We start from the raw sequence: 26534 nt of genomic DNA, 5'->3' as shown, positions 1-26534 counted from the left end.
CGGCGCATCGCGGATTACATCCATGGTTGCCCTTCCAGGCATGATTGGCCCGAAACAAACCTGTAGGAGCGGATTCATCCGCGATGCGCCGCGTGAGCGGCGCTCGATCCCATGATCGCCTCACCCCTTCAGACAACCTTGCTTTCTCCACGCATCAGGGTTATCAAGCGCTCCCCATTACCGCTCAAGGAAGAACACCCCATGCCCCTGCGCCTCACCCAGGAACAGTTCCTGCGCGCCTTCGAATGCGCCGAACTCAACGGCATCCCCGACCGCGCCACTCTGCTCGCCCAGCTCGAAGACCCCGACATGCGCGAGACACTCAGCTACTGGAGCGCACAGCTCTACAAGGCGCCGGAGGACCTGGTCTGCGTGGCAGACCTGCAGAGCAAGGAGGAGCTGCACTACGTGGCGTCTCACCTGAACTGGGACGATGGCCTGGTTGCCCCACGGGCGATCCTCGCCCACCCGTTGTGCGACGCCGGAACCGCCTTGCTGCTCTACTGGTACGGCCAGGGGTGGTGGCATTCCGGTGCGGACGATGCGCAGAAGGACGACGCGATCTTCTATGCCCAACTGGTGCGGCGCTTCACCGAAGGCGACTTCAGTTCCTACAGCATCGCCTTCGATCCGTTCGCCGATCAATTCGTGCCGGACCTGGCGACACTGCGCAAACGTGGCCTGCAACTGCCGGGCGTGCTGTTCGCCACTTACCGCTGCCAGGTCGTCGAAACCCGTCAGGATGCCTACCAGCCTTACCTGGACGAGTGGGAGGCCAGCCACGCCAAAGGCTGAGGGTTGGCGTCAGGTTCGACAGGCGAGTTGTAGCGCCCTCGAGGTCGAGCGCCGCCCACGATGAATCCGCTTCTGCGTTTGTTTCGGGCCGGCCCTACAAATACCTGTACAAGGCTATTGACCTGTACAGATATTGACCTAGGCTTTTTCTATACCTGTACAAAACTTTATCGCTGTACAGGTTCGCCTGGAGCGGCCTATGTCAGCGTATCTGCAGCGATTCGCCGAAGCCTTCGCCAGCCTTGACGGGCAGCGCCTCGACGCCTTGGGAACCCTGTACAGCGCAGACGTGGCCTTCAGGGACCCCCTGCACCAGATCCACGGCCTGCCCGCCTTGCGCGCCTACTTCGCCCAGCTCTACGCCAACGTCCACGATATCCACTACAGCTTTTCCAGCGTCGATGAAGTGCGGCCTGGCCAGGGGTACCTGCAGTGGTCGCTGCAGTTCCGCCACCCGCGCCTGGCCAACGGCCGGCCGATCCACCTGCCAGGCTGCAGCTACCTGCAATGGCATGACCGGGTCCACTTCCATCAGGACTACTTCGACGTCGGCGCGCTGCTCTACGAGCATGTCCCGGTCGTGGGTGGCGCCATCCGCTGGCTCAAGGGACGGCTGGCATGAGCCGTTGCTGGTTGACCGGTGCCAGCAGCGGCATCGGTGCGGCACTGGCCAGGCGCCTGTTGGAGCAAGGGCACCAGGTCGCCTTGGGTGCGCGCCGGCCCGACAACCTCGCGCCACTGGTGGCGCAATATCCAGCGCAGGTGTTGCTGGCCATCGGTGACCTCGATGCGCCAGAGCAAGTGGCGAGGATCGCCGAGCAGATCACTCGGCATTGGGGGGCCCTGGACCTGGTGATTCTCAATGCCGGCACCTGCGAGTACCTGGAACCGGGGCAGTTCGACCCGTTGCTGTTGGAGCGTGTGGTGCGCACCAACCTCTTCGCGGTCAGCTACTGCCTCGCCGCCGCCCTGCCCTTGCTGCGGCTCGGTGAGCGGCCGCACCTGGTGGTGACAGCCAGTTCGGTCACCTGGCTGGCCCTGCCACGTGCCGGTGCCTATGGCGCCTCCAAGGCGGCCGTGCGCTACCTGCTGGAATCGCTACGTATCGACCTGGCCAACGAAGGTATCGATGCCACCCTTGTGAACCCGGGCTTCGTCGACACCCCGCTGACCCGGCGCAACGACTTTCCCATGCCCCAGCTCTGGAGTGCCGAGCACGCCGCCCGGCACATCGCCGCGCGCCTGCCACGGCGGCCCCTGGAGATCAATTTCCCCACTGCCTTCACCCTGTTGCTGCGCTTGCTTGGCGCGCTGCCGGTGCGCTGGCGGCTGAAGCTGGGCCAGCGCCTGGCACGCAACCCGAAGGGCTAGACCACCATGCGCATCGCCATCATCGGCAGCGGCATCGCCGGCCTGACCTGCGCCTACCTGCTGTCACGCCGGCACGAGGTGACGGTGTTCGAGGCGGCCGACTGGATCGGCGGGCATACCCATACCGTCGAGGTGGCATGGGGCGGCAGGCAGTATGCGGTGGACACCGGCTTCATCGTCTTCAACGACTGGACCTATCCACATTTCATCCAGTTGCTCGACCAGTTGAACGTCGCATCGAGGCCCACCCAGATGAGTTTTTCCGTGCACGACCCACTCAGTGGCTTCGAATACAACGGCCATAACCTCGCGTCCCTGTTCGCCCAACGTCGCAATGCATTGTCCATCGGCTTCTGGGGGATGCTGCGGGACATCCTGCGTTTCAACCGCCAAGCCCTCGCCGACCTCGACAAGCAGCGTATCGACGAGGACACCACCCTTGGCGGCTACCTGCAGGCACAGGGCTACGGGCAACGGTTCATCAGGCACTACATCGTGCCCATGGGATCGGCGATCTGGTCGATGTCGCGCGCCGACATGCTGGCTTTCCCTCTGCAGTTCTTCGTGCGTTTCTGTCGCAACCATGGCCTGCTGTCGGTCAACCAGCGACCACCGTGGCGTGTGATCGAGGGCGGCTCGCAGCGTTATGTGGCGCCGTTGTGCCGACCGTTTGCCGAACGCATCAGGCTCAACTGCCCCGTACGCCGGGTCAGCCGCGACGACGCAGGCGTTACCCTGCTGAGCGGCGCAGGCATGGAGCGTTTCGACTCGGTGGTGTTCGCCTGCCACAGCGACCAGGCCCTGGCGCTGCTGGAGGCGCCCAGCGCGGACGAGCGGGCCGTGCTGGGCGCCATCACCTACGCCAGCAACGCCGTGGTGCTGCACACCGATACTCGCTTGCTGCCACGCCGCCGTCGGGCGTGGGCCAGTTGGAATTACCGCCTCGCAGGCCCCGAGCAGGCTCCCGCCGCGCTGACCTACGACATGAACATCCTGCAGGGTATCGACGCGCCCGTGACCTTCTGCGTGAGCCTGAACCAGACCGCGCTGATCGACCCGGCGCAGATACTCGCCCGCTTCGACTATGCCCACCCGCAATACAGCATCGCGGCCCTCGCCGCCCAAGCTCACCAGAGCGAGCTGCAGGGGCGCCGGCACAGCTATTTCTGCGGTGCCTACTGGGGCAATGGCTTCCACGAGGACGGCGTGCTCAGCGCACTGAAGGTGGCCGAGCACTTTGGTGAGCGACTGTGAACAGCAGCCTCTGCCAGGGTTGGGTCAGCCACCGTCGCATGACCCCGCGCCCTCATGCCTTCCGCTATCGGATCGGTATGTTCCATGTGGATCTGGATGAACAACACCGACTGCTCGGCCTGTCCCGCTGGCTGGGAAGCTCGTGGTGGACGCCGTTGAGCTGGCGCGAAACCGACTATCTGCCGGCACTGACCCGCCAAGGTCAGCCGCTGGCCCAGGCCGCACGCTCGCTGGTAGCCCAGGCCACCGGACAGCAACCCGACGGCGCCGTGCACCTGCTGACCCAGCCGCGCTGCTGGGGGCTGTCGTTCAACCCGGTGAGTTTCTACTTCTGCCATGACCGCGATGAACAACTGGTGGCGATCCTGCTGGAGGTGCGCAACACGCCCTGGCGTGAGCGCTTCCACTATGTGTTGCCGGTGGGTGGCGACCTTGCCCGTTCGTTCGCCATGGCCAAGGCCCTGCATGTGTCGCCGTTCATGCCGATGGACATGGAGTACCGCCTGCGTTTTTTTCTCGATGCCCGGCGCATTCGCATCCACATGGAGAACTGGCGGGCTGGGCAGCAGGTGTTCGCGGCCGACCTGGCACTGCACCGCCAGCCGCTGGATCGCGCAGCCCTGCACCAGCACATCCTGAGCTTTCCATGGATGAGCCTGCGCACCCTCTCGGCCATCTACTGGCAGGCCCTGCGCCTGCTGCTCAAACGCCTCCCCGTCCACAACCACACTGCCAGCCAGGGCGACCTGGCACTCGGCCACCCCTGCGAGGATCCTGACCATGCCCAATCCGACCCTGAGCGTTAGCAAGTCGGTGGGGCTGAGCCCATGGCTGGGTGGGCTGGCCAGGGTGGCCGTGCTGGCCCAGCTGCGTCACCTGCGTCATGGCCACCTGCGGCTGGTCGACGGCGGGCGGCAATGGGCGTTCGGTGACCCCGACAGCCCCCTGCAGGCCGAAGTGGAGATCCTCGACGACACGGCCTGGGGCCTGGTGGCCAGCAATGGTTCCGTTGGTTCAGGGGAGGCGTATATCCACGGTTACTGGCGCAGCCCGGACCTGGCGGCCGTCACCCGCCTGTTCGTTGCCAACCTGGACGTGCTCGACGCCATGGAAGGTGGGCTGGCAAGCCTGGGGCGCCCGCTCCTGCGCCTGCTGCACCGGCTCAACCGCAACAGTCGGCGTGGAGCCCGGCGCAATATCATGGCGCACTACGACCTGGGCAACGCGTTGTTCGAACGGCTGCTCGACCCGACCATGATGTATTCGGCGGCGCAGTTCGACAGCCTCGGGCAAACCCTGGAACAAGCCCAATTGAACAAGCTCGAGCGCATCTGCCAGAAGCTTGAGCTCAAGCCCCATGAGCACCTGCTGGAAATCGGCAGCGGCTGGGGCAGCCTGGCCATTCATGCCGCCACCCACCACGGCTGCCGCGTGACCACCACGACCCTCTCCACGGCGCAGTACACGCATACGCTCGAACGGGTGCGCAGGCTTGGCCTGGAACAGCGTGTCACGGTGCTGTGCGAGGACTACCGCGCGCTGCGGGGGCGCTTCGACAAACTGGTGTCGATCGAGATGATCGAGGCGGTCGGCCACCGTTTCCTGCCCACCTATTTCCGCCAGTGCGCCGCGCTGCTCAAGGACGACGGCCTGATGCTGCTGCAAGCCATCACCATCCGTGACCAGCGTTACGCCCAGGCACGGCGCTCGGTGGACTTCATCCAGCGCTACATCTTCCCCGGCGGCGCGCTGCCTTCGCTGAGCGTGCTGCTCGCCACCGCCAGCGGGCAGACCGCACTGAACCTGGTGCACCTCGAAGACTTCGGTCTGGATTACGCGCGCACCCTGCGGCACTGGCGCGACAACCTGCGCACGGCGCGCATGGCGCTGACGGAGCTGGGCTACGACGACACCTTCCAGCGCCTGTGGGAGTTCTACCTGTGCTATTGCCAGGGCGGTTTCGAAGAGCGTGCCATCGGTGTGGCGCAGTTGCTGTGGGCGGCGCCCATGGCACGTCGGGCTGCGTTGCCGGGCTGTTGAGCATGGGCCGCCGCTGGCTGATCGGTAACGCCTTGTGGTTGCAGGTGGGTTGGTGGGCTTGCGTGCTCGGTGCACGTTGCTGGTGGTGGCTGCTGATCGTGCCGCTGGGCCTTGCCGTGCACCTTTGGCGTTGCCCGGAGCGCCGCGAGGAAGTACGTGCGCTGTTATGCGTGGCGCCGGCCGGTTGGCTGCTTGACAGTTCGCTGGGGATGATGGGGGTGTTCCGCTTCGAGCAATGGCCCCTGCCCTTGTGGTTGGCATTGCTCTGGCTGGTGCTCGCCAGCGGCCTGCGCCATAGCCTGGCCTGGGCGGCACATCCGTATTGGCGGGCGGCGATGTTGGGCCTGGTGGGCGGGCCGTTGGCTTACCTGGCCGGTGCCAGGTTGGCGGGTGTCGAGCTGCCACTGGGGCCTGCGGTCACCGCCCTGCTGTTGGCGCCGCTGTGGGCCTTGTTCATGCCCCTGGTCTTGCGGTTGGCTGATGCGGCGCCTGGGGGGGCGAGCGCCGCGCGCGCGGCGCATCGCGGATGAATCCGCTCCTACAGGGACCGCACCCACCTGTAGGAGCCGGCCTTGCCGGCGAATGGGTCCACCCTGTTTCGGCCCTGAGGCCATCGCTGTGCGCCTTGTCGAGCGCCTTGTATGCTTGCATGTCGCTGAAAGCGAGCGCATCGTCCCCCGCGCATGACTCAAGGAAGGTTCAAATGTTTGCACGGAGTAAGTTGGTTCCCGAACTGATCGTGACCGATCTGCAACGAAGCCTGGCGTTCTGGGTGCCGTTGCTGGGGTTCCAGGTGGCCTACCAGCGGCCCGAGCAGGGATTCGCCTATCTGGATCTGCACGGTGCGCAGGTCATGCTCGAACAGATCGACCTTGACCAGCAATGGATCACCGGCCGGCTGGAAGCCCCGCTAGGCCGAGGGATCAACTTTCAGATCGAGGTCGCCGAAGTCGCGCCGGTCATCGAGCGCTTGCACCGCAGCGGGTGGCCACTGTTCCAGGCCTGTGAGGATGCTTGGTACAGGGCTGGAGACGTGGAGGTGGGGCAGCGACAGTTTCTGGTTCAGGATCCTGATGGATACCTGCTCAGGCTCGGGGAGCGGCTTGGCGAACGTCCCCTGCCCCTAGGCGGCGGCTGATCTGCCAAAACGCAGGCAAGTCGTGCCAACCCGCCTCCCCCGGCTGTGCAATCTTGCCACGGGCGTTATGGTGGTCGTCACCTTCCTGCCGGAGCGCAATGGCCATGACCGTGACTACCCTCAGCCGTCTCAGCTTGCTGGCACTGGTCGTCGGCGTGTTGCTGGGCGAGATCGTCTTGGCCAGTATCGGGCTGGCGGGCCTGTGTGGCGCCGCTGTCTACCTCAGTGTGCAGCAGGACAGCCAGATAGCGGCCCGTCGGGACGATGGCCCGTCGGATCCGCAGTTTCTCGCCTGACGGATCACATGGGTTTGTCGTCTGTGACGGCCCTTTCGCCGGCAAGGCCGGCTCCTACCTTTCCAGCGCAGGCCTCGGGGAGGCGTAACCTTTGCCGCCGGCCCATGCTAAGCTGCGCCGCCCTACCCCATGCCCCCGAAGGAACGCCATGCTCCCCAAGCGCGTATTGATAGTCGAGGACGACGCCGACGGCGCCAGCATCCTCGAGGCCTACCTGCGCAAGGACGGCTTCGAGGTGGCGGTGGCCGAGGACGGCGCCAGGGGCCTGGCGCTGTTTCGCCAATGGTCGCCGCAGATCGTCCTGCTGGACATGATGCTGCCCAAGCTCTCAGGCCCGGAACTGCTGTCGGAGATCCGCCGCAACGACAACACACCGGTGATCATGGTCACCGCCATCGGCGACGAGCCGGACAAGATCGGCGCGCTGCGCTACGGCGCCGATGACTATGTGGTCAAGCCCTGCAACCCGCGTGAGGTGGTCGCCCGGGTGCATGCCGTGCTGCGCCGCTACGGCGCGCCTGCCGCCGCCCAGCAGCGCTTCGAGTGCGCCGGGGTGTGGGTGGACAACGAACGCATCGTCGCCGGGGTGCGCCAGGCCAACGGCGACGAGACGATCCTGGACCTCACCCGCTCGGAGTTCCTGCTGCTCGCCGCGCTGCTGCGCGCACCTTCCAGGGCCTACAGCCGCGAGGCGCTGCTGGAGCTGTGCATGCCCGACAGCGATGCGCTGGTGCGGATCATCGACACCCATGTACACAACCTGCGACGCAAGCTCGAGGCGGTGGGCATCACCGAGGTGTTGGTGACAGTGCGCTCGGTGGGCTACCGGTTCCACTGATGGCCCTGGGCAGGAACTCGTTGTGGGCCTGGGTCGGCTCGCGCATGACCGTGCTGGCCATCAGCGCGGTGTTCACCGTCGTCGGCTGCATGTACCTGTACTACCACGCCGTCGAGTACCGCGTGATGGCCTCGATGACACCCGCCGACCGTGCGCAGTACATCGCCGCGCTGGCGGACGTGAAACAGCACGAGGGGGTGCTCTGGGAGCTGCTGCGGCGCTACTACGACGTCGAGAGCTTCCTGCCCGACATCGGCAACGACGCCGACTGGCTGGCCCTCTACAGCTTCGTCGCCCTGGTCATCCCGCTGGTGATCATCATTGCGCTGTGGCTGTCCCGGCCGCTTTCCCGGCAGTTCCGCAAGCTCGCCCAGGCGGCGCGCCAGGTGGCCGGTGGCGACCTGGAGGTGCGGGTGGTGCAGTACCCGGGCCAGCCGGCTGAGATGCAACGCCTGTGCGGCGACTTCAACAGCATGGTCGAGCGCCTGTCGCTGTACGAACGCGAAGTGGCACAGTCCAGCTCCAACCTCGCCCATGAGCTGCGCACGCCGCTGAACGCCGCGCTGGGGCGGATCCAGGGCATGCTCGACGACGTATTCCCGATGAGCCCGGAGCAGTTGCGCCTGGTGCAGAGCCAGTTGAACAACCTCAACACCCTGGTGGGCGACCTGCACCTGCTGTCACTGGCCCATGCCGGTCAGTTGCCGTTGCACGTCACCGGGTTCTCCCTGGCCCGGTTGGTCGAGGAACGCCTGGACTGGTTCGCGCCGCAGTTCGAGGCAGCCGGCATGCGGGTCACCTCGCACCTGCCCGGCGCATTGGAAATCGAGGCGGACAGGAGCCGGCTGGGCCAGTTGATCAACATCCTGATCGAGAATGCCATCAAGTACGCGTCCGACGGCCGCACGCTGGAAGTTGCAGCGCGTCGCGAAGGCGCATGGCTGCACCTGGAGTTCCTCGACCGTGGCCAGGGCATCGCGCAGAAGGACCTGGGCAACATGTTCGTGCGCTTCTGGCGGGCCGAACAGTCCCGCGCGCGGGTAACCGGCGGCGGCGGCCTGGGGCTGTCGATCGCCCAGGCGATCTGCGAAGCCCATGGCGGGCATATCGTCGCGCAGCGGCGCGACGAAGGCGGGTTGGCGCTGCTGGTGTCATTGCCCCTCGCCTAGTCACCGCAAACCCGTAGGAGCCAGCCTTGCTGGCGAACACCGGCAAAGCCGGTGCCAAACACCGCGCCGCTGATTCGCAGGCATTCTGACGATTACCTGCAATTCTTGACCGAATCTTGATAATCCCTGAACAGCACCTTCAGCAACCGCCTTTAGCATGCCCGCCCGTCAGCCATGAAGGCTGACGCCGCGCGCGGCTTCATCCAATTCGGTGCTGTGATTCTCATGCCAAGACCTTTCGCTCCAACCCTCGCCCTTCTCGTGCTCTGCACATTCGCCGGCAGCAGCCAGGCCACGGACATCAGCGGCGCCCTCGGTACCACCGGGCAGAACGGCTTCGTCGGCCGCATCGGCCTGGGCTTCGACTGGGACAAGCGCTGGCTGGTGAGCGACACGGGCCACCTGACCGGCTACTGGGACGCCGGCCTGACCCACTGGGAGGCCGGCAAGCGCGCCTCGGCCCGCACCTCGCTGTCCTTCTCGCCGGTATTCGTCTACGAGTTCAACACCGCCGGCAACGTCGTGCCCTTCATCGAGGCGGGCGTCGGCGTGGCGCTGTTCTCGGGCACGCACGTGGGCGACCGAACCCTGGGCTCGGCGTTCAACTTCGAAGATCGTCTCGGCGTTGGCCTGAAATTCGCCAATCAGGACCGGCTCGGCCTGCGGGTCATCCACTACTCCAACGCCGGCATCAAGCAGCCGAACAACGGCATCGAATCGTATTCGCTGTTCTACCGCCACGGGTTCTGAGGTCCACACGCTGCCATGAATCCAATCCGCACCGCGCTCGGGCTTCTGGGCCTTTCCCTGCTGTCCGGCTGTACCCTGCTGGCCCGACCGACGCCCGAGCAGGCCTTGATCAAACTCTATCCTGTGCCCTCTGTGCATCAGGTCAGCCTGGCGGCAGTCGACGGCACGCCCATTGTCGATGCACAGCAGGTCGGTGTGATGCCTGGCGCCCATCGGCTGGCCGTGCAACTGCGCCAACGGCTCCCCTATGACCGCAGTTATGTGGTCGAACTGCACCATGATCGCTTCGAAGCCAACCAGGTCTATGGCGTGTTCGAGGGTGACTGGAATGGCACGCCGACGCTTTTCCTGAAAGGCGATCGGGGTGAACTTCTGGACAGCCGCGATGTGTCCGGCTGCCTCACATCATTAATATCAGCACCTGAAGTACCGGCATCGTAAGCACGCTAACAGTTAAAACTTTTTTAGTGAACTTTAAACAAATTTACATCTTTCATACAAAATCACCTATTTCCCAACACCCATTAAAATTCTTTCACCAAAAACGCCCGCCTGTAACAAGCCAGGCAATTGAAAACCGGCGCCTGGCCAGAGAGAATGGCCCACCGCTCAATTTGAAGCGCCTGTTCTGCTGCCCCTCCGGTCGGCAGGAAGTAGCCACTTACAGCCGGCGCCATCATGGCCGCCAACACGCGCAACCCACGGCCCGCCGCATGGCCATCGAGGCTCGGCGAATACACCGGTTCGACAAGAACCTTGCAACCGAAATAACGACCCACTTTTCACAAAGTTTTTACATCAACTTTGCGTCGTCACGCGGGCAACTAAGTTGCCGAGGATATATATGAATTCCCACGTCACTGGTGCGCCACAAACCCTGCATCAACTCCCTGAACGCATCCTGCTGACCGGCGCCACGGGCTTCCTCGGCGGCTCGGTCACCGCCCAGTTGATCGCCGATGGCCAAGCAGCCAACTTGTGCTTCCTGGTCCGCGCCGAAACCCGCCAGCAAGGCCTCGAGCGCCTGCGCGACAACCTGTTGCAACACGGCGTCAGCCACGCTGACAACCTGGCGCTGGGCGAAGAGCAGATCATCTGCGGCGATTTCCTCGACACCACCTGGCTGCCCCGCGAAACGCCACGCCTGATGCAGTTCGACCGGGTGATCAACTGCGCGGCCGTGGCATCGTTCTCGAAGAACCCGACCATCTGGCCGGTGAACGTCGAAGGCACCTACGCCTTCGCCGAGGTGATGAGCCGCTCCAAGCGCCTCAAGCGTTTCCTGCATGTCGGCACGGCGATGTGCTGCGGCCCGGAGCGCGAGTCGCCGATCAGCGAGTCGTGGGAGTTCCCCGAGGCCGAGCAGCAACTGGTGGACTACACCGCGTCCAAGGCGGAAATCGAACGGCGCATGCGCGAACAGCTGCCAAGCCTGCCGCTGGTGGTGGCGCGCCCGTCCATCGTGGTTGGCCACCGCAGCCTTGGCTGCCAGGCCTCTGGCAGTATCTTCTGGGTGTTCCGCATGGGCTTCGCCCTGGAAAGCTTCACCTGCGGCCTGGACGAGCAGATCGACGTGATCCCGGTGGACTACTGCGCCGAGGCGCTGATCGGCCTGGCGCTCAAGCCGCAACTGGGCCACGACCTCTACCACATCTCCGCCGGCCACGGTTCGGCCTGCACCTTCGCCGAGATCGACGAGGCCTTCGCCCTGGCCAATGGCGCGGAGCCGGTGGGTGAGCGTTACCGCAAGGTGGATGTCGACGACCTGAAGTCGCTGGCCAGCAGCTTCGAAACCCGCATCGGCCCGGCCAACCCGCGCCTGGTGCTGCGCGCCCTGCGCCTGTACAGCGGCTTCGCCGACCTCAACTACCTGTTCGACAACAGCCGCCTGCTCGAGGAAGGGATCGCGGTGCCGCCGCGCTTCACCGACTACCTGGACGTGTGTGTCAAATCATCCAGCGGCGTCAGCATCGCCACCCAGATGCAGTGGGACTTCAAGTAACGATGCCCCTCGGCGCCGCGGGTAACCGCCCGCGGCGCCTCGCCTCGCTCAGCCCTTCGAGTCCCTTTCGTCATAGCGCAGCAAGCGCCCGGCATTGCCCAGCACCAGCAAAGTGCTGAGGTTGTGCAGCAACGCCGCGATCATCGCCCCCGCCGCCCCCAGCAAGCCAAACGCCGCCGCCAGCATGATGCCGAGCGTCCAGCCCAGGCCGATCAGCACGTTCCATTGCAGGGTGCGCCGGCACAGGCGGCTGAGGCGAATGCAGGTGGCCAGGCGGCGCAGGTCGCCGTTGATCAGCACGATGTCTGCCGCGGCCATGGCGATGTCCGTGCCGCCCGCCCCCATCGCCACCCCGACCACGCCGGCCTTGAGCGCCAGTGAATCGTTGATGCCGTCACCAACCACCATCGGCCGGAAGCCGGCGTGGATCTCCTGGTTGACGTGGCGCAGCTTGTCTTCGGGCAAGGCCTGGGCGACCACGCGGGTAATCCCGGTCTGGTTGGCGACCGCCTCGGCGACACTGCGCCGGTCACCGGTGAGCAGCAACTGCCGGCCCAGCCCCAGTTCGCGAAGCTGCTCAAGTGCTTGCGGCGCCTCTTGGCGGATGCTGTCGGCCAGCAGCAGCCAGCCCTGGAAGCGACCGCCCAGGGCCAGCCCGGCTATGGGGCCATCGTGTTCCGGCACCGGCGGGATCTCGATGCCCAGGCGCGCGAACAGCTCAGGACGCCCCAACGCCGCTTCGCCCCGTTCGGTGCGGGCAACCACGCCGAATCCCTGGCGCTCATGCAGTTCGCTGACGTCCAGATGTTGGTCATGAGGCAGCCGACTGGCCAGGGCCCGGCTGACCGGGTGGCTGCTGGCGGTGCCGAGGCTGGCGGCCAGGCGGATGATCTCGTCATGCCCCACGCCTGGTTCGCCCGGCAATACCCGTTGCAGGTGCAGCGCACCGTGGGTCAGGGTGCCGGTCTTGTCGATCACCAGCGACGACAGGTCGGCCAGTTCTTCGAGAAACGCCGAGCCGCGGATCAGGATGCCGTGCCGCGCGGCCACGGCGATCCCGGCGATTGCCGTGGCCGGTGCCGAGAGCACCAACGCGCACGGGCAGGCGGCGACCAGCACCGCGAGCATGGCCTGGGCGTCGCCGGTGACGAACCAGGTGGCAGCGGCGACCAGCAGCACCAGTAGCAGATAACGACCAGCATGGCGCTCCAGCAGGCGGGTGATCGGGGGTTTGGCCTGCTCGGCGCGTTGCATCAAGGCGATCACCTTGCCCAGCGTGGAGTCGTCGCCGATGCCGGTGACCTCGACGCGCAGCAGGCCATCGAGGTTGATCGCGCCGCCGTATACCTGCGCCCCGACGTCCACTTCCTGGGGCAAGGCCTCGCCGGTGATCGGCGCGGTGTCCAGGCTGGCCTGCCCGTGCAGTACGCGGCCATCGGCCGGCACCCGGTCGCCGGCGCGCACTTCCACCTGGTCGCCGGGTTGCAGGCTGGCGTTGTCGACCTCCCGCACCTCACCGTCCGCGCCGATCAGCCGGGCCTGGCTGCGGGTCAGCCGGCCGAGGGCGCCGATGGCCTCCTGTGAGCCCAGCACACTGCGCTCTTCGAGCACATGGCCGAGGATCATGATGATCGGCAGCAGCGCCGCGGTGGCCAGGTCGCCGGTGGCCCAGGCACCGAGCATGGCCAGGGCGATCAACTGGTCGGTGACGCCATGCAGGGACGGTTGCAACAGGCTGTGCCAGGCCGAACGCAGCACCGGCACGGCCACCAGCAGCGACGCCACGCCCAGCAGCAGTTGTGCCACGCCGTCCTGGGAGGGGGCCAGCCAGCGCCAGGCTAACCCCAGCGCCAGCAGGCCGAGGGCAAGCATGGCCAAGGTCAGTTGCTGCCCCGCCTGCCGGCGTTCGTCAGCGGACAACAGTCCGGCACCGAGGTGCAGATGGCCGTGGTGGTGGCCATGATGGTGGTGAGCGCTCATCGCAGTCGGCTCCGGAGGCAATGGGTCGCAAGGTGCGGTTGGCGAAGATCGCGGTTCACGGCTTGGGGCCCTCGAGGATCAGGTGCCCGCTGTCATCGGGGTTGACCGTGGTGACGGCCCCGGCGCGGGACAGGATCGCCGGCATGCGCTCCCGGTACAGGCGCAGCATCAGCCCGGGGTCTTGCTGCTGCGCCAGGCCGGCGATGGTGGCGGTGTCGGCATTGGCCCGGGCCAGGCCCTCACGGGCCTCGGCCTGGGCAACCTGCACGGTGTGGTCGGCGGCCTGGGTGGCCTGCTGCAGTTGCCGGGCCGCATCGTTGCGCGCCTGGGCCACCTCTTTTTCGGCTTGCTGGCTGGCGGTGAGCACTGCATTGAACGCCCCCACCGCCGACAGCGGCAGCGAAGATTGCACATCGACCCGCACCACCTCGATGCCCAGGTCGGTGCCCGCCGCCTTGAGCGCGGCGAGGCTGCGGTTGATGCCGTGTTGCAGGTCGCCGCGCAGGCGCTCGCGGCGCTCGGCGACCTGGGCGTCGGCACCGACCAGTTCCGGGCGGGCCACCAGGATCGTGTCCATGTCGCGGGAGGCGCAGACCTGCACGGCGTTGCGCTCGACCAGGCGATCCAGCGCCGGTTCCAGGTGCACGCCCTGGCGGGTGAAGGCATAGGGCGCGTTGACCTTGTAGAACACCCGCACGTCCAGCTGCACGATGCCGGCGTCGCCGGTCAGCAGGTAACCGGAGCCGGCCGTGGCGTCACTGGCCAGGGTGCCGTTCTTGTCCGACTTCAGCGCCAGTTCCGAACGCAGCAACAGCTCGACCCGGCGTTCGCTGACCCGGTCGGCCGACGGCAGCATCAGCACCTGCTCGAACGGGCGTGGCCAGGCCAGTAGCAGGCCGGCCTCCTGGATGCGCTGCTCGGCGCCCAGCCGCAGCACCACCGCTCGGCTATCGGGCCCCACTTCGCGAACATTGCCGAACAACCAGCCCAGCGCCGCGACCAGGGTCACCCCATAAAGGGCGATGAAGCCGATGCGCGCCGATTGCAGCCAGGGGTTGCCGGTGGCGTCCATCCGGCTCGGGCTAGTCATGGCCGCGCCCTGCCCCATTGCCAGCACTCGAAGGCACTGGCGGCCCATCGACCAGGGCGCGGAACGGCGCGGCATCGGTGCGCAGCACCAGGCGCGTGCCGGGCGTGACCACCGTGCCCAACGTGTCGAGCGAGCGCAGCAGCTTGTACAGCTCCGGCGCGCTGGCGTAAGCCTTGCCGTAGACCTGCGCGGCCTCGACCTGGGCCTGGGCCTGGACCTGCGCCGCCTTGACGTTGGCGTCGGCCTCGAGAATCCGCGCATCACGCTCCGCCGCCGAGCGGATCTCGGCGGCCTTGCGCTTGCCTTCGGCGGTGCGTTCGGTGGCGATGGTCTCGCGCTCGGCGCGCATCCGCTCGACCGTGGCCTCAAGGGTGACTTTGGGCAAGGTGAGCCGCTCGATGCCCACCTGCACCACCTGGATGCCGTAGGTCTGCGCCAGTTGCTGCTCGATCTGCGCCTGCAAGCGCTGCTCGAAGGCGTCGATCCGCACCTGGCTGGCGTCGACGTTGACCAGGTCCGCCAACTCGAAGCCGCTGGCACTGGTTTCCAGCGCCGAGCCCACCAGGGTGCGGATCTGCCGCGCCGCCTCGTCGGGCTGGTTCTGCACCGCGCGCATGAAGCGCTGGATGCTCTGCGGGTCGGCGGCGACCTGCCAGGCGATATAGGCCTGCACGATAATGCGCAGGCCATCGCGGGTGCCGACATCCTGCAGGCCGCTGGAGGTGGTGCGCAGGCGCAGGTCGACCGGCACCGCGTTCTCGAACGGCAATGGCCAGCGCCAGGCCAGCCCAGGCTCGGTCAGCACCCGCGAAGGGTTGCCAAAACGGGTGATGACCGTGGCCTCGCCCACCCGGACCTGGACGAAACACGCCGCCGTGCCCAGCAGCAGCACCAGCAGCAACGCGGCGAGCACCCGCCAGCGCGCGCCCTTCGCCGGTGGCACAGGGGGATGGTCGTGGTCATGGGCATGATCGTGGCCGCACGCGTGGTGGGCATGGGGGGCGTGAGAGCTCAATGGGCGCGCTCCTGCTGAGGTCTGGAAGTGGTCGGGTCGACGGGCGAGGCGAAGGTGCGCAGGTCCACGGTCGGGGCCTGGGCCGCGGTCAACCGGTGGTCGATGATCAGGGCATTGCCGGCGGCCAGCCCCTGGCTCAGGCGCGCCAGGTACTGCTCGAGGATGAAGGCCTGGCCGGCCTGGCGCCAGGCAGCGCTTTCGGCCTTGAAGGCGATGTCCTGGGCCTGTGCCCTGGCGGTGATCTCGTGGGCATCGGCGCTGGCCTTGTCGGTCTGCACGGCGGCGTTCTGTAGGGCCAGGGCCGCCTGCCGGGCGGCCTGGCCACGCTCCTCGGCGACCAGCGCCTGGGCGCCGATCTGCGCCGCTTGCACGCCGTGATAGGCATTGGCCGCGCCGGCCGGTGGGTGGATCGCCTCCACCGCCGTGGCGAGGATCTGCACGCCACTGTCCAGCCGATCAAGGTCGGCTTGCACGGCGTTACCGATATCCCGGCCGAGGGCTTCGCGCTGCGCGCCCAGCAGCCCGTCCAGCGAGCGATTGGCAAAGTCGTGCACCAGCACCCGGTTGGCAATGCTGCGCACCAGTTGCGCAACATCGCTTGTGTGATACGTGGCGGCGATTGCCGAGGCATCGTCCAGGCCGATGCGGTAAATGAAGCGTACGTCCATGTTGACGATCTGGAGGCCCTGCCGGCCGCCGTCACTGCCCGCGATGACCTGGGCGTTCTCGGCAACGTGGGCAGCATCCCACAGACGGTTGGCGCTGGCGGGCGGTGGCCCTTCGGCATCGGTCAACGGGTCGGCCAACGCGGCGTCACCCGAGGTGGCCAGTTCATGGAGCGTGCCGTTGTCCACCGCCAGCACCCGCCCCAACGGCCAGGGCAACCCTACATGCAGCCCAGGCGGATAGACCTCCACGGGGTCGCCAAAGCGCTCATACACACCCCGGCCGTTCATCGGTACTTGCACCACGCCCGTCAGCAGCCACCCCACCAGCGTTACCAGCCCAGCCACCGGCAGCAAGGCCCGGCGCATGAAACCGAATGCCCAGACCTGCCGCAGGTCGATGCCCAGGCGCTGGTGCAACTCGCCCTGGAGGAACGCCAGAGGCCGCGGTGGCCACTGCAACAGCCCGGCCGTCAGGCTGTTCGCCACCAACGTCGGCTCCTCGCGCGGGCGCTGCGGGCGGAACACCGAAAGCACGGCGCGCAGCAACAGTTCCAGGGCCAGCAAGCCGGGCAGGATGGCGATCAGCACGGCCAACCGCGCCGGCCACAGGCGCAGATCGTCGGCGAATACCAGGCAGGGAATGGACAGCACCTGGACCGCGATGACCAACCGCACCACCGCGGCCAGGGCGCCCGCCTCCGGCCAGTCCGTCGCGGGGGTCGCTGCCAGATGACGCTCGAACACCAGCAGGCCGAAGGCGATGGCGCCGAACAGCGCAACGGCGACCCAGCCGGCCTGCCCCGCCAGCATCGGCGCCGGCAGGTCGAGCCGCCAGGCGCCCGCCAGCACGGCCAGGGCGAGCAACGCCAGGGCCGCCAGGCGCAAGGCATCGTGGCCGACCCGCCGCAACTGCTTGCGCCAGGCATCACCGATACGCGCCAGCCAGCGTTCATAAGCATTCGCCGGAGGCTCATCCTCGGGCGCCTGGGCGCGCCAGAACGCCAGTTGTGCCGGCCGTTCGCCAAGGGCCTCGGCCCGCCAGCTGACCGGCGTCCACACGGACTGCGCCACCGCGCCGAGCAGCATGAACGTCGCGGCGTTGACGGCCAGCAGCACACTCCACTGGCTGGCAGGCGCGAACAGCCCGACCAGGAAGGCCAGCAACCACAACAGGCCCGCGCCCAACAAGGTGCAGTGACTGAGCAGCACCAGGCGGCGCGCCTGGCCGAGCGATTGCTGGAAACGTGGCATGCCCTCCAGGTCCAGGTCTGCGGTATCCAGATTGACGCTCATGGGGGCTCCAGGCTTGGTGCGCAACCGAACGGGATGTAGCGGCCGGGCATTTGACGACGGGCGAGTTTATTTCGTTATGTTATAGCGACGCACGTGAAAATATCGTCTACCCGTTCATCCCGCTCACGTCCTACCTCCGCCTCAGTCGTGACACAGGCATGCCGCTGGGCCGGACTCGCACTTTTTTCACATCTGCCTCACCCTTCGCCAACATCTGCCTTCTTACAGTGCAGCCACTTTCGGATGGGCTGCCATAGCGCGCCTTGTCCGCTCCTTCCGCTTTCATGGAGTGTGTGCATGTTGCAGGGCACTATCGATAAACCCGCTGCTCTGAAAACGCCCAAGGTGTTCCGTTGGTCCTCCCTGGCACTCGTCGCGGTCGGCTTGTGTGCGTTGCTGGCATTGGTGGCGGCGACCCGCTGGGCAACCTCCACGCAGGTCGCCGACCTGGGCAGCATGCAGCAGATGCGCAGCCAGGGTGTGTATGGCGAATGGGCCGCCGGTTCGGTGATCGTCCTGGTGCGCCATGCCGAGCGTTGCGACCGCTCCCATGCGGCCTGCCTGAACGACCCCACCGGTATCACCGTTGCCGGCAGCCAGGCCGCCGAAGGGGTCGGCGCTGGCCTGCGCCAGCTGGGCCTGGACAGCGCCGACCTGCTCGCCAGCCCCGAGGTGCGCACCCAGCAGACGGCCGGTTTCATGTTTGCCAAGCCCATTGCCACCCAGGAGTGGCTGGCGCAATGTGACCGGGATTTCAGCCAGGCGGCCTTCGCCCACAAGCGTGCCGACCATAATCTGGTACTGGTCACCCACAGCGGCTGTATCGACCAGCTCGAACGCACGCTAGGGGTTGCCGGCGGCGAACGTTCGAGCAGCTACGCCAGCGCCCTGTTCGTCACCTTGGGCAGCAATGGCAAGGCCCGGATTCTTGGCCAGATGAATGCCACCCAGTGGCGCAAGCTCGCAGTCGGCAAGGGAGCCTGACATGCCATTCACACCGCGTTCGCGTTTCTACCTGAACAACTTCGGCCTGCCGCTGCTGCTGTCGGCGCTGGTGTTCGTGCTGTTCGACCTGACCAGCCTGGACCGTTGGATCAGCAACCTGTTACTGGATCCCGCGACCGGCCAGTTCGTCTTCCAGCACAATGCCTGGTTCGAGAAAGCCACCCACAAGTGGCCGCGGATTCTGCCGGACTGGACCGGCGAGCTAGCGGTCATCGGCCTGCTGCTGTCACTGCTGTGGCCGTTGCTGCGCCGTTCCGCGCAAGCGACCCGCGCCGTCGAAGGCATCCGCGTCGCACCGCTGCTGCGCTTTACCGCCAATCACCGGCGCGACTTCCTGTATGTCGTGGTGGCCTTTGCCCTGTGCACCGGCGTCATCCATTACCTCAAGAGCCACACCGGCGTTTACTGCCCCGTGGAAACCACCCTGTACGGCGGCAACGAGGCGCACCTGGAGTGGTACCAGCAGTTCACCTGGCTGGACAAGGCCGGGCCAGGCCGCTGCTGGCCGGGCGGCCATGCTTCCAGTGGTTTCACCTTGCTGGCCCTGTACTTCGTCGCCCTGCGCCACCGCTGGCCACACGCCCGCAAGCTGTTGCTGGCAATCCTCGTGGTCGGCTTCATCTATGGCACCACCCGGGTATTGCAAGGCTGGCACTACATGTCCCACACGTTCTGGGCCGGGATTTTCGTCTGGCTGACCAGCTGGGGCACGGCGCTGGTGTTCTACGGCCGACCGGCGCTGCAAGCGTCGGCCGCCACCGAGGTCAGTAGTCCCCGCGCTTGCGAAACGCCCAGCGCCCTGCAATTACCGTGAAGGTCACCACCAGCGCCACCAGCACCCAGAAACCGTGAGGGTCGTCCGCCAGCGGCACGCCACCGACGTTCATGCCGAAGAAGCCGGCGATGATGTTGATCGGCAAGGCCAGCACCGTCACCACGGTCAGGGTGAACAACGTGCGGTTGTTCTCCTCTGTGAGCTTGGCGGCGATCTCTTCCTGCAACAGCTTGATTCGCTCCACCAGGCTGGTCAGGTCGTTGATGATCACCGAGAACTCCTCGGTGGAGGCCCGCAGCTGGCGGATATCCTGCTCGCCCAGCCATTCGGGCGGGCGGTTGAGCAGGCGCAGCAACGAACCGGGTTCCAACGCCAGCAGGCGCTGCAGGCGCACCAGCACGCGGCGCAGGCTGCTGAGCTCGGCGCGGTTGTCGCTCAAACGCAGTGATAGCAGCTGGTCTTCGATGCGGTCGACCTTCAGCGTGGTTTCGCGCACCACCTGGGTCAGCAGGTCGCTCTGGTCGCGGACCAGATGCACCAACAGTTCCACCGTGGAACCGAAGCATTCCCCGCGTTTCACCGAGGAACGCAGCTCGTCCACCGAATGCAATGGCTGCAACCGGGCGCTGACCAGCAGCCGGCTGCGGGCGCAGGCCCACAGGGTGGAGACGTCGGAAGACACCAGGCCAAAGCTGAACACCAAGTCATTGACCACCGCCAGCAAGGCTGAGTCGACATGCTCGATGCGCGTGGAGCGCGAGCCCTCGCGCAAGGTCTCGAAGAAGGTTTCCGGCAGATCGAGGTTGCTCTTCATCCAGCGCTCGCAAGCGGCATGGGCAAGGTTCAGGTGCAACCAGAGGAACTCGTCGCTGTGGTCTGGCGCGAGCAGGCGAGCCGTCGCTTGCGCCGCGTCGAGTTCGCGGCCCGGCAGGCCGGGGCGGAACACATAGGCGTAGAGCAGGCCGTGCAGGTCCGCTTCGTGGTGTGGCATGGTGGCGTTGGGCATGCGCGATGCGATCCGGAAGTGTCCTGGCATCCTAGAGTCAGCCTCATGACAAGCGCATGACAGTTTCACGGCCCTGCCTGCGGCGCCGATCGGCTTTGCTCGCGGCCGCGGTCGTGCTAGCCTCCGCGCGCGCCGCGCAATGCGGCGCGTCGTAAACGTCAAGGAGTCAGGCAATGGACCTGCAGTTTCTGGGCACCTCCTCCGGTGTGCCCACCAAGGCCCGCAATGTAAGCGCAACCGCCGTCATCGAATCCACCGGCCACGGCTGGTACCTGGTCGACTGCGGCGAGGGCACCCAGCACCAGCTGCTGCGCAGCCCGCTGTCGATGCGCGACCTGCGCGCGATCTTCATCACCCATGTCCATGGCGACCACTGCTTCGGCCTGCCGGGGCTGCTGGCCAGCGCGGGCATGTCCGGGCGCAAGGCGCCGCTGCCGCTGATCATGCCCACCGCCCTGCACGACTGGGTGCGCCAGGGCCTGGCGGTCAGCGATACCTACCTGCCGTTCGAGCTGCAACTGCAGGCCCTCGAAACGTTCGACGGTTTTGCCTGCGGCAATCTCCAGGTCGGCAAGGTCGAGCTGTCCCACCGCGTGCCGTCCTACGGTTTCGTGTTCGATGAACAGGACCCCGAGCCACGGCTGGATACCGCACGCCTGCAGGCCGACGGCGTGCCGGCCGGGCCGCTGTGGGGCCAGCTGGCCCGTGGCATGACGGTGGAGCATGAAGGACGCCAGCTGGATCCTCAGCACTACCTCCAGCCCCAGCGCCCGCCGCAACGCATCATCGTCTGTGGCGACAACGACCGCCCTGAGCTGCTGGCCGAGCTGGCCAAAGGTGTGGACGTGCTGGTGCACGAGTCGACCTTTACGGAGCCTGTGGTCGAGCGTGCCCAGGCCACCTTCGGCCACAGCACCGCCGCCGCGGTGGCGCGGTTTGCCGAGGCGGCACGGGTGCCGAACCTGGTGCTGACCCACTTCAGCGCGCGGTATCAGGGCGCTGGCGCGGCACGTGGCAGCTCGATCGAGGATGTACGTGAAGAAGCGGTGACGCATTACCGCGGCAATCTGGTCCTGGCGCAGGATCTGCAGCGCTATCACCTGGGGCGCGATGGGCAACTGGTCGAGGTCTTGTAGGAGCGGCTTCAGCCGCGATGCAGGCACCACGGTGGTGGCACCCGCTTCGCGGGTGATCGCGGCTAAAGCCGCTCCTACAGCGTGCGGTATCAGGGCGCTGGCGCGGCACGTGGCAGCTCGATCGAGGATGTACGCGAAGAAGCGGTGACGCATTACCACGGCAATCTGGTCCTGGCGCAGGATCTGCAGCGCTATCACCTGGGGCGCGATGGCCGGCTGGTCGAGGTCTTGTAGGAGCGGCTTCAGCCGCGATGCAGGCACCACGGTGGTGGCACCCGCTTCGCGGGTGATCGCGGCTAAAGCCGCTCCTACAGGTTCAGAACCGCTCCGCGACCATCTTGAACGGATAAGGCGCAGCCTTGTATTTACCGATCTTGCCGCGCTTGGGCAGCGTGACCCTGTGCGCCTGGCTTAAATCCTTGTAGGAAATCTGCTGCAAGAAGTGACTGATAATGTTCAGCCGCGCCTTGCGCTTGTCTTCCGAACGCGCCATGTACCACGGTGCCCAGGATGAATCCGAGGCGGCGAACATCTCGTCGCGGGCGCGGGTGTACTCATCCCAGCGGGTATACGACTTGATGTCCATCGGCGACAGCTTCCACAGCTTGCGACCATCGTCGATGCGGTCCTGCAGCCGCCGCGCCTGCTCCTCGGCGCTGACTTCGAGCCAGTACTTGATCAGGATGATCCCCGACTCGACCATCATCCGTTCGAACATCGGCACCACGGTGAGGAACTTGCGCGCCTGTTCGTCACTGCAAAAGCCCATCACCCGCTCGACGCCGGCGCGGTTGTACCAGCTGCGGTCGAAGATCACCACTTCACCGGCGGCCGGCAGGTGGGTGAGGTAGCGCTGGGCGTAGATCTGGGTCTTTTCCCGCTCGGTCGGCGCCGGCAGCGCCACCACCCGGAACACCCGCGGGCTGACCCGCTCGGTGATGGCCTTGATCGTGCCGCCTTTGCCGGCGCCATCGCGCCCTTCGAAGACGATGCACACCTTCAGGCCCTTCTCCACCACCCACTGTTGCAGCTTCACCAGCTCCACGTGCAGGCGCTTGAGTTCGCTTTCATAATCCTTGCGTCCGAGTTTCCCCGTGCTGCCTCCCTTGCGCTGCTTGCCTACGGCCTTGGCCATCGTCTGATCCCTCGGTAGTTGCCGATTGCCACGGTGCACCGTGACGGGTCAGGGAAGTATGGATGAACGTATCGACTTTGCTTGCCCACTACCGCGAACGGCCCGGAGTCGTTGTTGCGAGGCTGTGAGGGTTGGGCTCTAATGTGCCCGACCTCTTCATTGGCTCGACACACTGCACGTCGGAAACGACAAAGGCGTCGAGCCTTATTTGCCTTTGATCGAGCACTTCTGGATGAAAATTTGCTACCTATGGGCCAAGGAATTCAAAGGCCTTACACGTCACGGCGTCAACCTCGACAGCACATTTGAATACCAGTACGACTCCGTCGAAAATCGACTTTCACGGACGGAGAAGGCGCCGCTACCCGCTGATTTTTTCGGCGAAAGCATCGAGAACATTACCGGCATACTCGGCGTCAACGGTGCCGGCAAAACCAATACACTTGATCTGATATGCCGCGTCCTGAAGTCCAGCGACAGCGTGCCCTGTGAATTCTTGGTCATTTATCAGGAGCGCGGAAGCGTTCACTGCATTTCCTCTACAGCATCAACGCCTGAGGCTGATTTTGAAATCATCCACCAGACAAATGATGCACAGCTGAAAGCCCTGAAAGTCGTATATTTTTCGAATGTGTTCGACAAGAACTACCTGGACCTTGGTGATGAGGTGCTCGACGTTTCCGTCAACAATAAGAACAACCCGAGGACCTTGGCACGACAAAGAGGCAATGAAGAATCAGAATTTATAAATGATTTAACATTCATAACCTCGTCAGAATTCAAAGCACTTGCGCTTGAGCCGCCGCCCGGCATCGAGGTAAAACTTGATAGAACCTTGTCATTCCCCGACATCGACAACGCCGCACCTCCAGAATTCCATGGGTTAATCAACTTTTTGCGCAGCGCACGGCGCGCCAAAAGCCTAGACAAGCTAAAAGCAGCCGTTCACGTGATCAAAATATCGTTTCTCGCGACATTATCAATAAATTTCAGGGAGTACGGTGAACTCCCCGCTGTCATTAAGCCTATCATTGCGGCGCACCCCGCTGATGCCAATGGCGTCGACGCCCTAATCTCCGCACTTACCAAGCATTATTTCAGTTCAGATCGTTCCGCTCACTGGAACAAACAGTTCCTGATGTCCGATTTACTGGGAACCCTTGAGATACTCCATAATCTTTTCCTTGACTGGCACTTCGCCCCCGACAATAGCGCCTCAAAAACTCGACATAACTTTACCCTGTCCTACATACCTGAAGCCACTGAAATTTACCGATACTTTGGATGCATACTTCAGTCTGTTCGATACAGCGCAGTTTCCTGGAAAGGCATCAGCTCCGGGCAGAAAGCTTACATGAACATGTTTGGAACAATTTGGAACTGTTTACAGCGCGGGCAGCATGCCCAACGGGGAAGCACGACCCTCGTTTGTGTCGACGAAGGTGACCTTTATCTGCACCCCCAGTGGCAAGTCGAATTCGTGGAGAAGCTCATCACCACTTTGCCAACGCTCTCGGGTGGCACGGTCCAGATCATTGTCACGACACACTCCCCTATCTTGATAAGTGATTTGCCTCACCAATGCGTTGAGACGCTCTCAGCCGGGCAAATGCCGGCTCGTCTGAAAACCTTTGGGGCCAATATTCATGAAATCTACAGGTCTGCCTTTGGCCTCACAGGGCAGAGAACCGGCAACCTGTCGGCCAAGTACGTGCGAACGATCCTGGAGATACTCGACAAGCCGATGTTGACCGAATCCGACAAGCTGGAACTGACGCGCGCGCGCTCCATAATTGACGACACATTGATACTCCACCATGTGGATCAAACGCTGGGGCAATCATGATCAACATAAAAACCTACCTGTCCAACGCGCACGCCGACGCGTCGCTGTTCTTGGATAACATGGTTGAACGCTTGTGGTCTGACTTGAATCCCGTATTGCCAAATAGCCAATACGGAAAATTCTCCTTGATGTACAGAGCTGAGCAGTTGGTTACCCTTGTCAGTTCGCCAGCACATAAAAAAGAGGTGGGTACTGTGACGGCCGCCCGCCATTTGCAATACGCAAACTATCTGGCCGACCCGGTCAATATGAAACGTATTATCTGCGCGAAACCGAGCGAACTGGATGCTGTCATCGCGGCAGTCGACAACTACCTTCAGCCCGGCGATCTTCACTACGTCAAAGATGGCAAGACGGTCGCCACCGCTTTCGGAAAATTGTTGCTCTCGGATGTTTTCCGCTATGACCTTTACCGACAAAGCGCTCATTGCGTAGCGCGTTACCAAGCACTTGGATTTGGCGAGGCTGCATGCCCATACTGCAATGCCAACGCGATTCAAATCGTCGAACTTGACGAAGGCACAGATGACTCATATGAGATCATGTTGTGCGACATCGACCACTTTTACCCCAAGCTTTTGCACCCTTACCTGGCGCTATCGTTCTACAACCATATTCCTTCCTGCCGCGCCTGCAACCACACCACCAAGGGGGCTGTGCCGTTTACTGTCACCAGTCACATTCACCCCTTTGATCGATGCTTCGATACCCACTACACCTTCAAGCTCAATCATGGCGTTTTGCAGACCCCACACATTGAGCAGGTGCACCTCACAGCATCTTCCGGCACGTCGGATGCCCTAGTGACAGACCTCAAACTCGAAGAGCGCTATAGGAAAAGCCTAACGTTGTCCAGGGCGCGTGACTTGGTGGTCATACTTTCTGACTATTCGCATCTGCTCTATGGCGGCACCCAAGATGACGTGGAGCGCGGCCTGCTTGCCATACGCCTGAAGGACTTCGGCGTTCGTAAAAAAAAGGAGGAAATTATGGCGCATCCCTATGCAAAGTTTCACCGGGACATCGTCAAGATGTTCGACGTCAACCAGACACTGGATTATCTGGAGTCCTGAAACACTCGCTTTCCAAGCCGGGCATATCGTCTTGCCATGATTGCAACCGCTCTGGCCCGCAGGTTCTAATCCAGACCCGCCGGCTAGCCCGGAGTTCGACCCCGCAACTGATACCACAAGGAAGCCTTACGATGGACAGGAAGCTCATCCCCCTGGCCCTGCTGGCCACCCTCATCGGCTGCTCCGACGGCCAGGACACCACCCAGGCCGATCTGCGCCGGGCCGCCCAGGCTTGGCTTGATACCCAGTATCCGCGCTGTTTCGTGATTACTCCCTTCCCTACCCGCACCCGTGACTTCGATGTCGAAGGCTTGAACAAGGCATTGCATGCCCTGGCCCAGGTGGGTGTAGTCAGTGAGCGGGAGATTGCTCGCACCGAAGTTCCCGAGCGCCTGTGGCAACCGGCGCGTACCGACATCTACTACGCTTACGACCTGACCGAGGAAGGCCGCAAGTACTACCGGGCCGACGCGTTCAAACGCAATGACGGCAGCAAGGTGGGCGGCCTGTGCTTTGGCAGAGCCGATATCACCGCGCTCGACGATGCCAGCAAACCAGCCAAAGTCGATGACCGGGTGGTGTCGCGAGTGAGCTACAGCTATATCGTGAGTGATCTCCCTGCCTGGGCCTCTACCCCCGTCGTGCGGGCGGCCATCGTAGGTCTGGACCAGGCTGCATCCGGAGCGCAGAAACCGTTGCAGGACTCCGCCGCGATGATCCGCACCGCTCATGGCTGGGTGCATGAGCAGCTGCTGGTCAATTGAGCCAACACCCCGAAACCGCGAGCATCACATTTACGCCCGGCCGTCCTGCGGCCGGATTCACTTCAACGATGGTGCTTCAGGCATAGCCTTGGCAT

27 protein-coding genes are annotated in these 26534 nt (G+C 64.6%); 21 read left to right on the top strand and 6 right to left on the bottom strand.

Annotated elements, in window-relative coordinates; all coding sequences use genetic code 11:
* Positions 1–201: 201 nt before the first annotated feature.
* The 14 genes from NGM28_RS17155 to cprA all read left to right on the top strand — a co-directional run bounded on the left by NGM28_RS17155 (position 202) and on the right by cprA (position 11653).
* Positions 202–795 carry a DUF4274 domain-containing protein gene (locus NGM28_RS17155; RefSeq protein WP_252090870.1) on the top strand — a complete coding sequence of 198 codons (594 nt, stop codon included), beginning with the start codon at positions 202–204 and terminating at the stop codon, positions 793–795.
* Positions 796–994: 199 nt separating this feature from the next.
* Entirely contained in the window at positions 995–1417 is a 423-nt protein-coding gene (locus tag NGM28_RS17150; RefSeq protein WP_252090869.1) for a nuclear transport factor 2 family protein, read from the top strand.
* The gene (locus tag NGM28_RS17145) at positions 1414–2166 is read left to right on the top strand and encodes an SDR family NAD(P)-dependent oxidoreductase (protein WP_252090868.1); all 753 of its coding nucleotides are present in this window, start codon (positions 1414–1416) and stop codon (positions 2164–2166) included. Before NGM28_RS17150 ends, NGM28_RS17145 begins: the two co-directional genes overlap by 4 nt.
* 6 nt (positions 2167–2172) lie before the next feature.
* Positions 2173–3420, top strand: a complete 1248-nt coding sequence (locus NGM28_RS17140) for an NAD(P)/FAD-dependent oxidoreductase (protein WP_240062797.1) — start codon at positions 2173–2175, stop codon at positions 3418–3420.
* Positions 3417–4226 carry a DUF1365 domain-containing protein gene (locus tag NGM28_RS17135; protein WP_252090867.1) on the top strand — a complete coding sequence of 270 codons (810 nt, stop codon included), beginning with the start codon at positions 3417–3419 and terminating at the stop codon, positions 4224–4226. The genes NGM28_RS17140 and NGM28_RS17135 overlap by 4 nt, the downstream gene beginning before the upstream one ends.
* Positions 4201–5460, top strand: a complete 1260-nt coding sequence (locus NGM28_RS17130) for an SAM-dependent methyltransferase (protein WP_252090866.1) — start codon at positions 4201–4203, stop codon at positions 5458–5460. Before NGM28_RS17135 ends, NGM28_RS17130 begins: the two co-directional genes overlap by 26 nt.
* Positions 5461–5462: 2 nt before the next feature.
* Complete coding sequence (locus tag NGM28_RS17125; protein ID WP_252090865.1) at positions 5463–5990, top strand: DUF2878 domain-containing protein; 528 nt, start codon at positions 5463–5465, stop codon at positions 5988–5990.
* Positions 5991–6163: 173 nt separating this feature from the next.
* Positions 6164–6598, top strand: a complete 435-nt coding sequence (locus tag NGM28_RS17120) for a bleomycin resistance protein (protein WP_252090864.1) — start codon at positions 6164–6166, stop codon at positions 6596–6598.
* Between the two features lie 104 nt (positions 6599–6702).
* The gene (locus NGM28_RS17115; protein WP_240062793.1) at positions 6703–6894 is read left to right on the top strand and encodes a hypothetical protein; all 192 of its coding nucleotides are present in this window, start codon (positions 6703–6705) and stop codon (positions 6892–6894) included.
* 148 nt (positions 6895–7042) lie between these two features.
* Positions 7043–7732, top strand: coding sequence for a response regulator transcription factor (locus NGM28_RS17110; protein WP_252090863.1), 690 nt, complete (start codon positions 7043–7045; stop codon positions 7730–7732).
* Positions 7732–8901 carry a sensor histidine kinase gene (locus tag NGM28_RS17105; protein ID WP_240062791.1) on the top strand — a complete coding sequence of 390 codons (1170 nt, stop codon included), beginning with the start codon at positions 7732–7734 and terminating at the stop codon, positions 8899–8901. The genes NGM28_RS17110 and NGM28_RS17105 overlap by 1 nt, the downstream gene beginning before the upstream one ends.
* 225 nt (positions 8902–9126) lie before the next feature.
* Positions 9127–9651 carry an acyloxyacyl hydrolase gene (locus NGM28_RS17100; RefSeq protein WP_252090862.1) on the top strand — a complete coding sequence of 175 codons (525 nt, stop codon included), beginning with the start codon at positions 9127–9129 and terminating at the stop codon, positions 9649–9651.
* 15 nt (positions 9652–9666) lie between these two features.
* Positions 9667–10092 carry a hypothetical protein gene (locus NGM28_RS17095; protein WP_252090861.1) on the top strand — a complete coding sequence of 142 codons (426 nt, stop codon included), beginning with the start codon at positions 9667–9669 and terminating at the stop codon, positions 10090–10092.
* A 403-nt stretch (positions 10093–10495) separates the two neighbouring features.
* A complete protein-coding gene (gene cprA / locus NGM28_RS17090; RefSeq protein ID WP_252090860.1) occupies positions 10496–11653 on the top strand; it encodes a cationic peptide resistance protein CprA in 1158 nt (385 codons plus the stop codon).
* A gap of 48 nt (positions 11654–11701) precedes the next feature.
* On the opposite strand, the gene NGM28_RS17085 is transcribed toward cprA, so the two are convergent.
* From NGM28_RS17085 to hflK (NGM28_RS17070), 4 genes are read right to left on the bottom strand one after another with little or no spacing between them, the layout of a single operon-like run.
* A complete protein-coding gene (locus NGM28_RS17085) occupies positions 11702–13633 on the bottom strand; it encodes a heavy metal translocating P-type ATPase (protein WP_252090859.1) in 1932 nt (643 codons plus the stop codon).
* Positions 13634–13688: 55 nt separating this feature from the next.
* On the bottom strand, positions 13689–14723 hold the full coding sequence (gene hflK / locus NGM28_RS17080; RefSeq protein WP_252090858.1) for a protease modulator HflK: 1035 nt from the start codon (positions 14721–14723) through the stop codon (positions 13689–13691).
* Positions 14716–15738 carry a protease modulator HflC gene (gene hflC / locus NGM28_RS17075; RefSeq protein WP_275679096.1) on the bottom strand — a complete coding sequence of 341 codons (1023 nt, stop codon included), beginning with the start codon at positions 15736–15738 and terminating at the stop codon, positions 14716–14718. The genes hflK (NGM28_RS17080) and hflC overlap by 8 nt, the downstream gene beginning before the upstream one ends.
* Positions 15735–17699, bottom strand: a complete 1965-nt coding sequence (gene hflK, locus NGM28_RS17070; RefSeq protein ID WP_252090857.1) for a protease modulator HflK — start codon at positions 17697–17699, stop codon at positions 15735–15737. Before hflK (NGM28_RS17070) ends, hflC begins: the two co-directional genes overlap by 4 nt.
* A gap of 297 nt (positions 17700–17996) precedes the next feature.
* On the opposite strand from hflK (NGM28_RS17070), the gene pmrG reads away from it, so the two are divergent.
* On the top strand, positions 17997–18683 hold the full coding sequence (pmrG, locus tag NGM28_RS17065) for a lipopolysaccharide core heptose(II)-phosphate phosphatase PmrG (protein WP_252090856.1): 687 nt from the start codon (positions 17997–17999) through the stop codon (positions 18681–18683).
* 1 nt (position 18684) lies between these two features.
* On the top strand, positions 18685–19518 hold the full coding sequence (locus NGM28_RS17060; protein WP_252090855.1) for a phosphatase PAP2 family protein: 834 nt from the start codon (positions 18685–18687) through the stop codon (positions 19516–19518).
* Here the strand turns inward: NGM28_RS17060 and NGM28_RS17055 are convergent.
* Complete coding sequence (locus tag NGM28_RS17055) at positions 19469–20485, bottom strand: transporter (protein ID WP_240062782.1); 1017 nt, start codon at positions 20483–20485, stop codon at positions 19469–19471. The two genes, NGM28_RS17060 and NGM28_RS17055, sit on opposite strands and share 50 nt — an antisense overlap.
* Before the next feature lie 173 nt (positions 20486–20658).
* Here NGM28_RS17055 and NGM28_RS17050 point away from each other — a divergent pair, with 173 nt between their 5' ends.
* Positions 20659–21621 (top strand): ribonuclease Z, encoded by a 963-nt coding sequence (locus tag NGM28_RS17050; RefSeq protein WP_252090854.1) that lies wholly within the window; start codon positions 20659–20661, stop codon positions 21619–21621.
* A gap of 81 nt (positions 21622–21702) precedes the next feature.
* Positions 21703–21855 carry a hypothetical protein gene (locus tag NGM28_RS17045; RefSeq protein WP_502943867.1) on the top strand — a complete coding sequence of 51 codons (153 nt, stop codon included), beginning with the start codon at positions 21703–21705 and terminating at the stop codon, positions 21853–21855.
* Positions 21856–21937: 82 nt separating this feature from the next.
* Here the strand turns inward: NGM28_RS17045 and ppk2 are convergent, their stop codons facing one another.
* Positions 21938–22756: a polyphosphate kinase 2 gene (ppk2, locus tag NGM28_RS17040; protein ID WP_252090853.1), complete on the bottom strand. Its 819-nt coding sequence runs from the start codon at positions 22754–22756 to the stop codon at positions 21938–21940.
* 232 nt (positions 22757–22988) lie between these two features.
* Here ppk2 and NGM28_RS17035 point away from each other — a divergent pair, with 232 nt between their 5' ends.
* The 3 genes from NGM28_RS17035 (at position 22989) to NGM28_RS17025 (ending at position 26439) form a co-directional block, all read left to right on the top strand.
* Positions 22989–24602 (top strand): AAA family ATPase, encoded by a 1614-nt coding sequence (locus NGM28_RS17035; RefSeq protein ID WP_252090852.1) that lies wholly within the window; start codon positions 22989–22991, stop codon positions 24600–24602.
* Positions 24599–25675 (top strand): hypothetical protein, encoded by a 1077-nt coding sequence (locus NGM28_RS17030; protein ID WP_252090851.1) that lies wholly within the window; start codon positions 24599–24601, stop codon positions 25673–25675. Before NGM28_RS17035 ends, NGM28_RS17030 begins: the two co-directional genes overlap by 4 nt.
* 131 nt (positions 25676–25806) lie before the next feature.
* On the top strand, positions 25807–26439 hold the full coding sequence (locus NGM28_RS17025; protein WP_252090850.1) for an SEN1982 family lipoprotein: 633 nt from the start codon (positions 25807–25809) through the stop codon (positions 26437–26439).
* Positions 26440–26534: the final 95 nt, after the last annotated feature.

It is taken from the genome of Pseudomonas sp. MWU13-3659 (assembly GCF_023757525.1).
Taxonomy (GTDB): Bacteria; Pseudomonadota; Gammaproteobacteria; order Pseudomonadales; family Pseudomonadaceae; genus Aquipseudomonas; species Aquipseudomonas entomophila_E.
The sequence above is the reverse complement of the archived record's forward strand: the minus strand, read 5'-3'. Positions and strand labels throughout refer to the sequence as shown.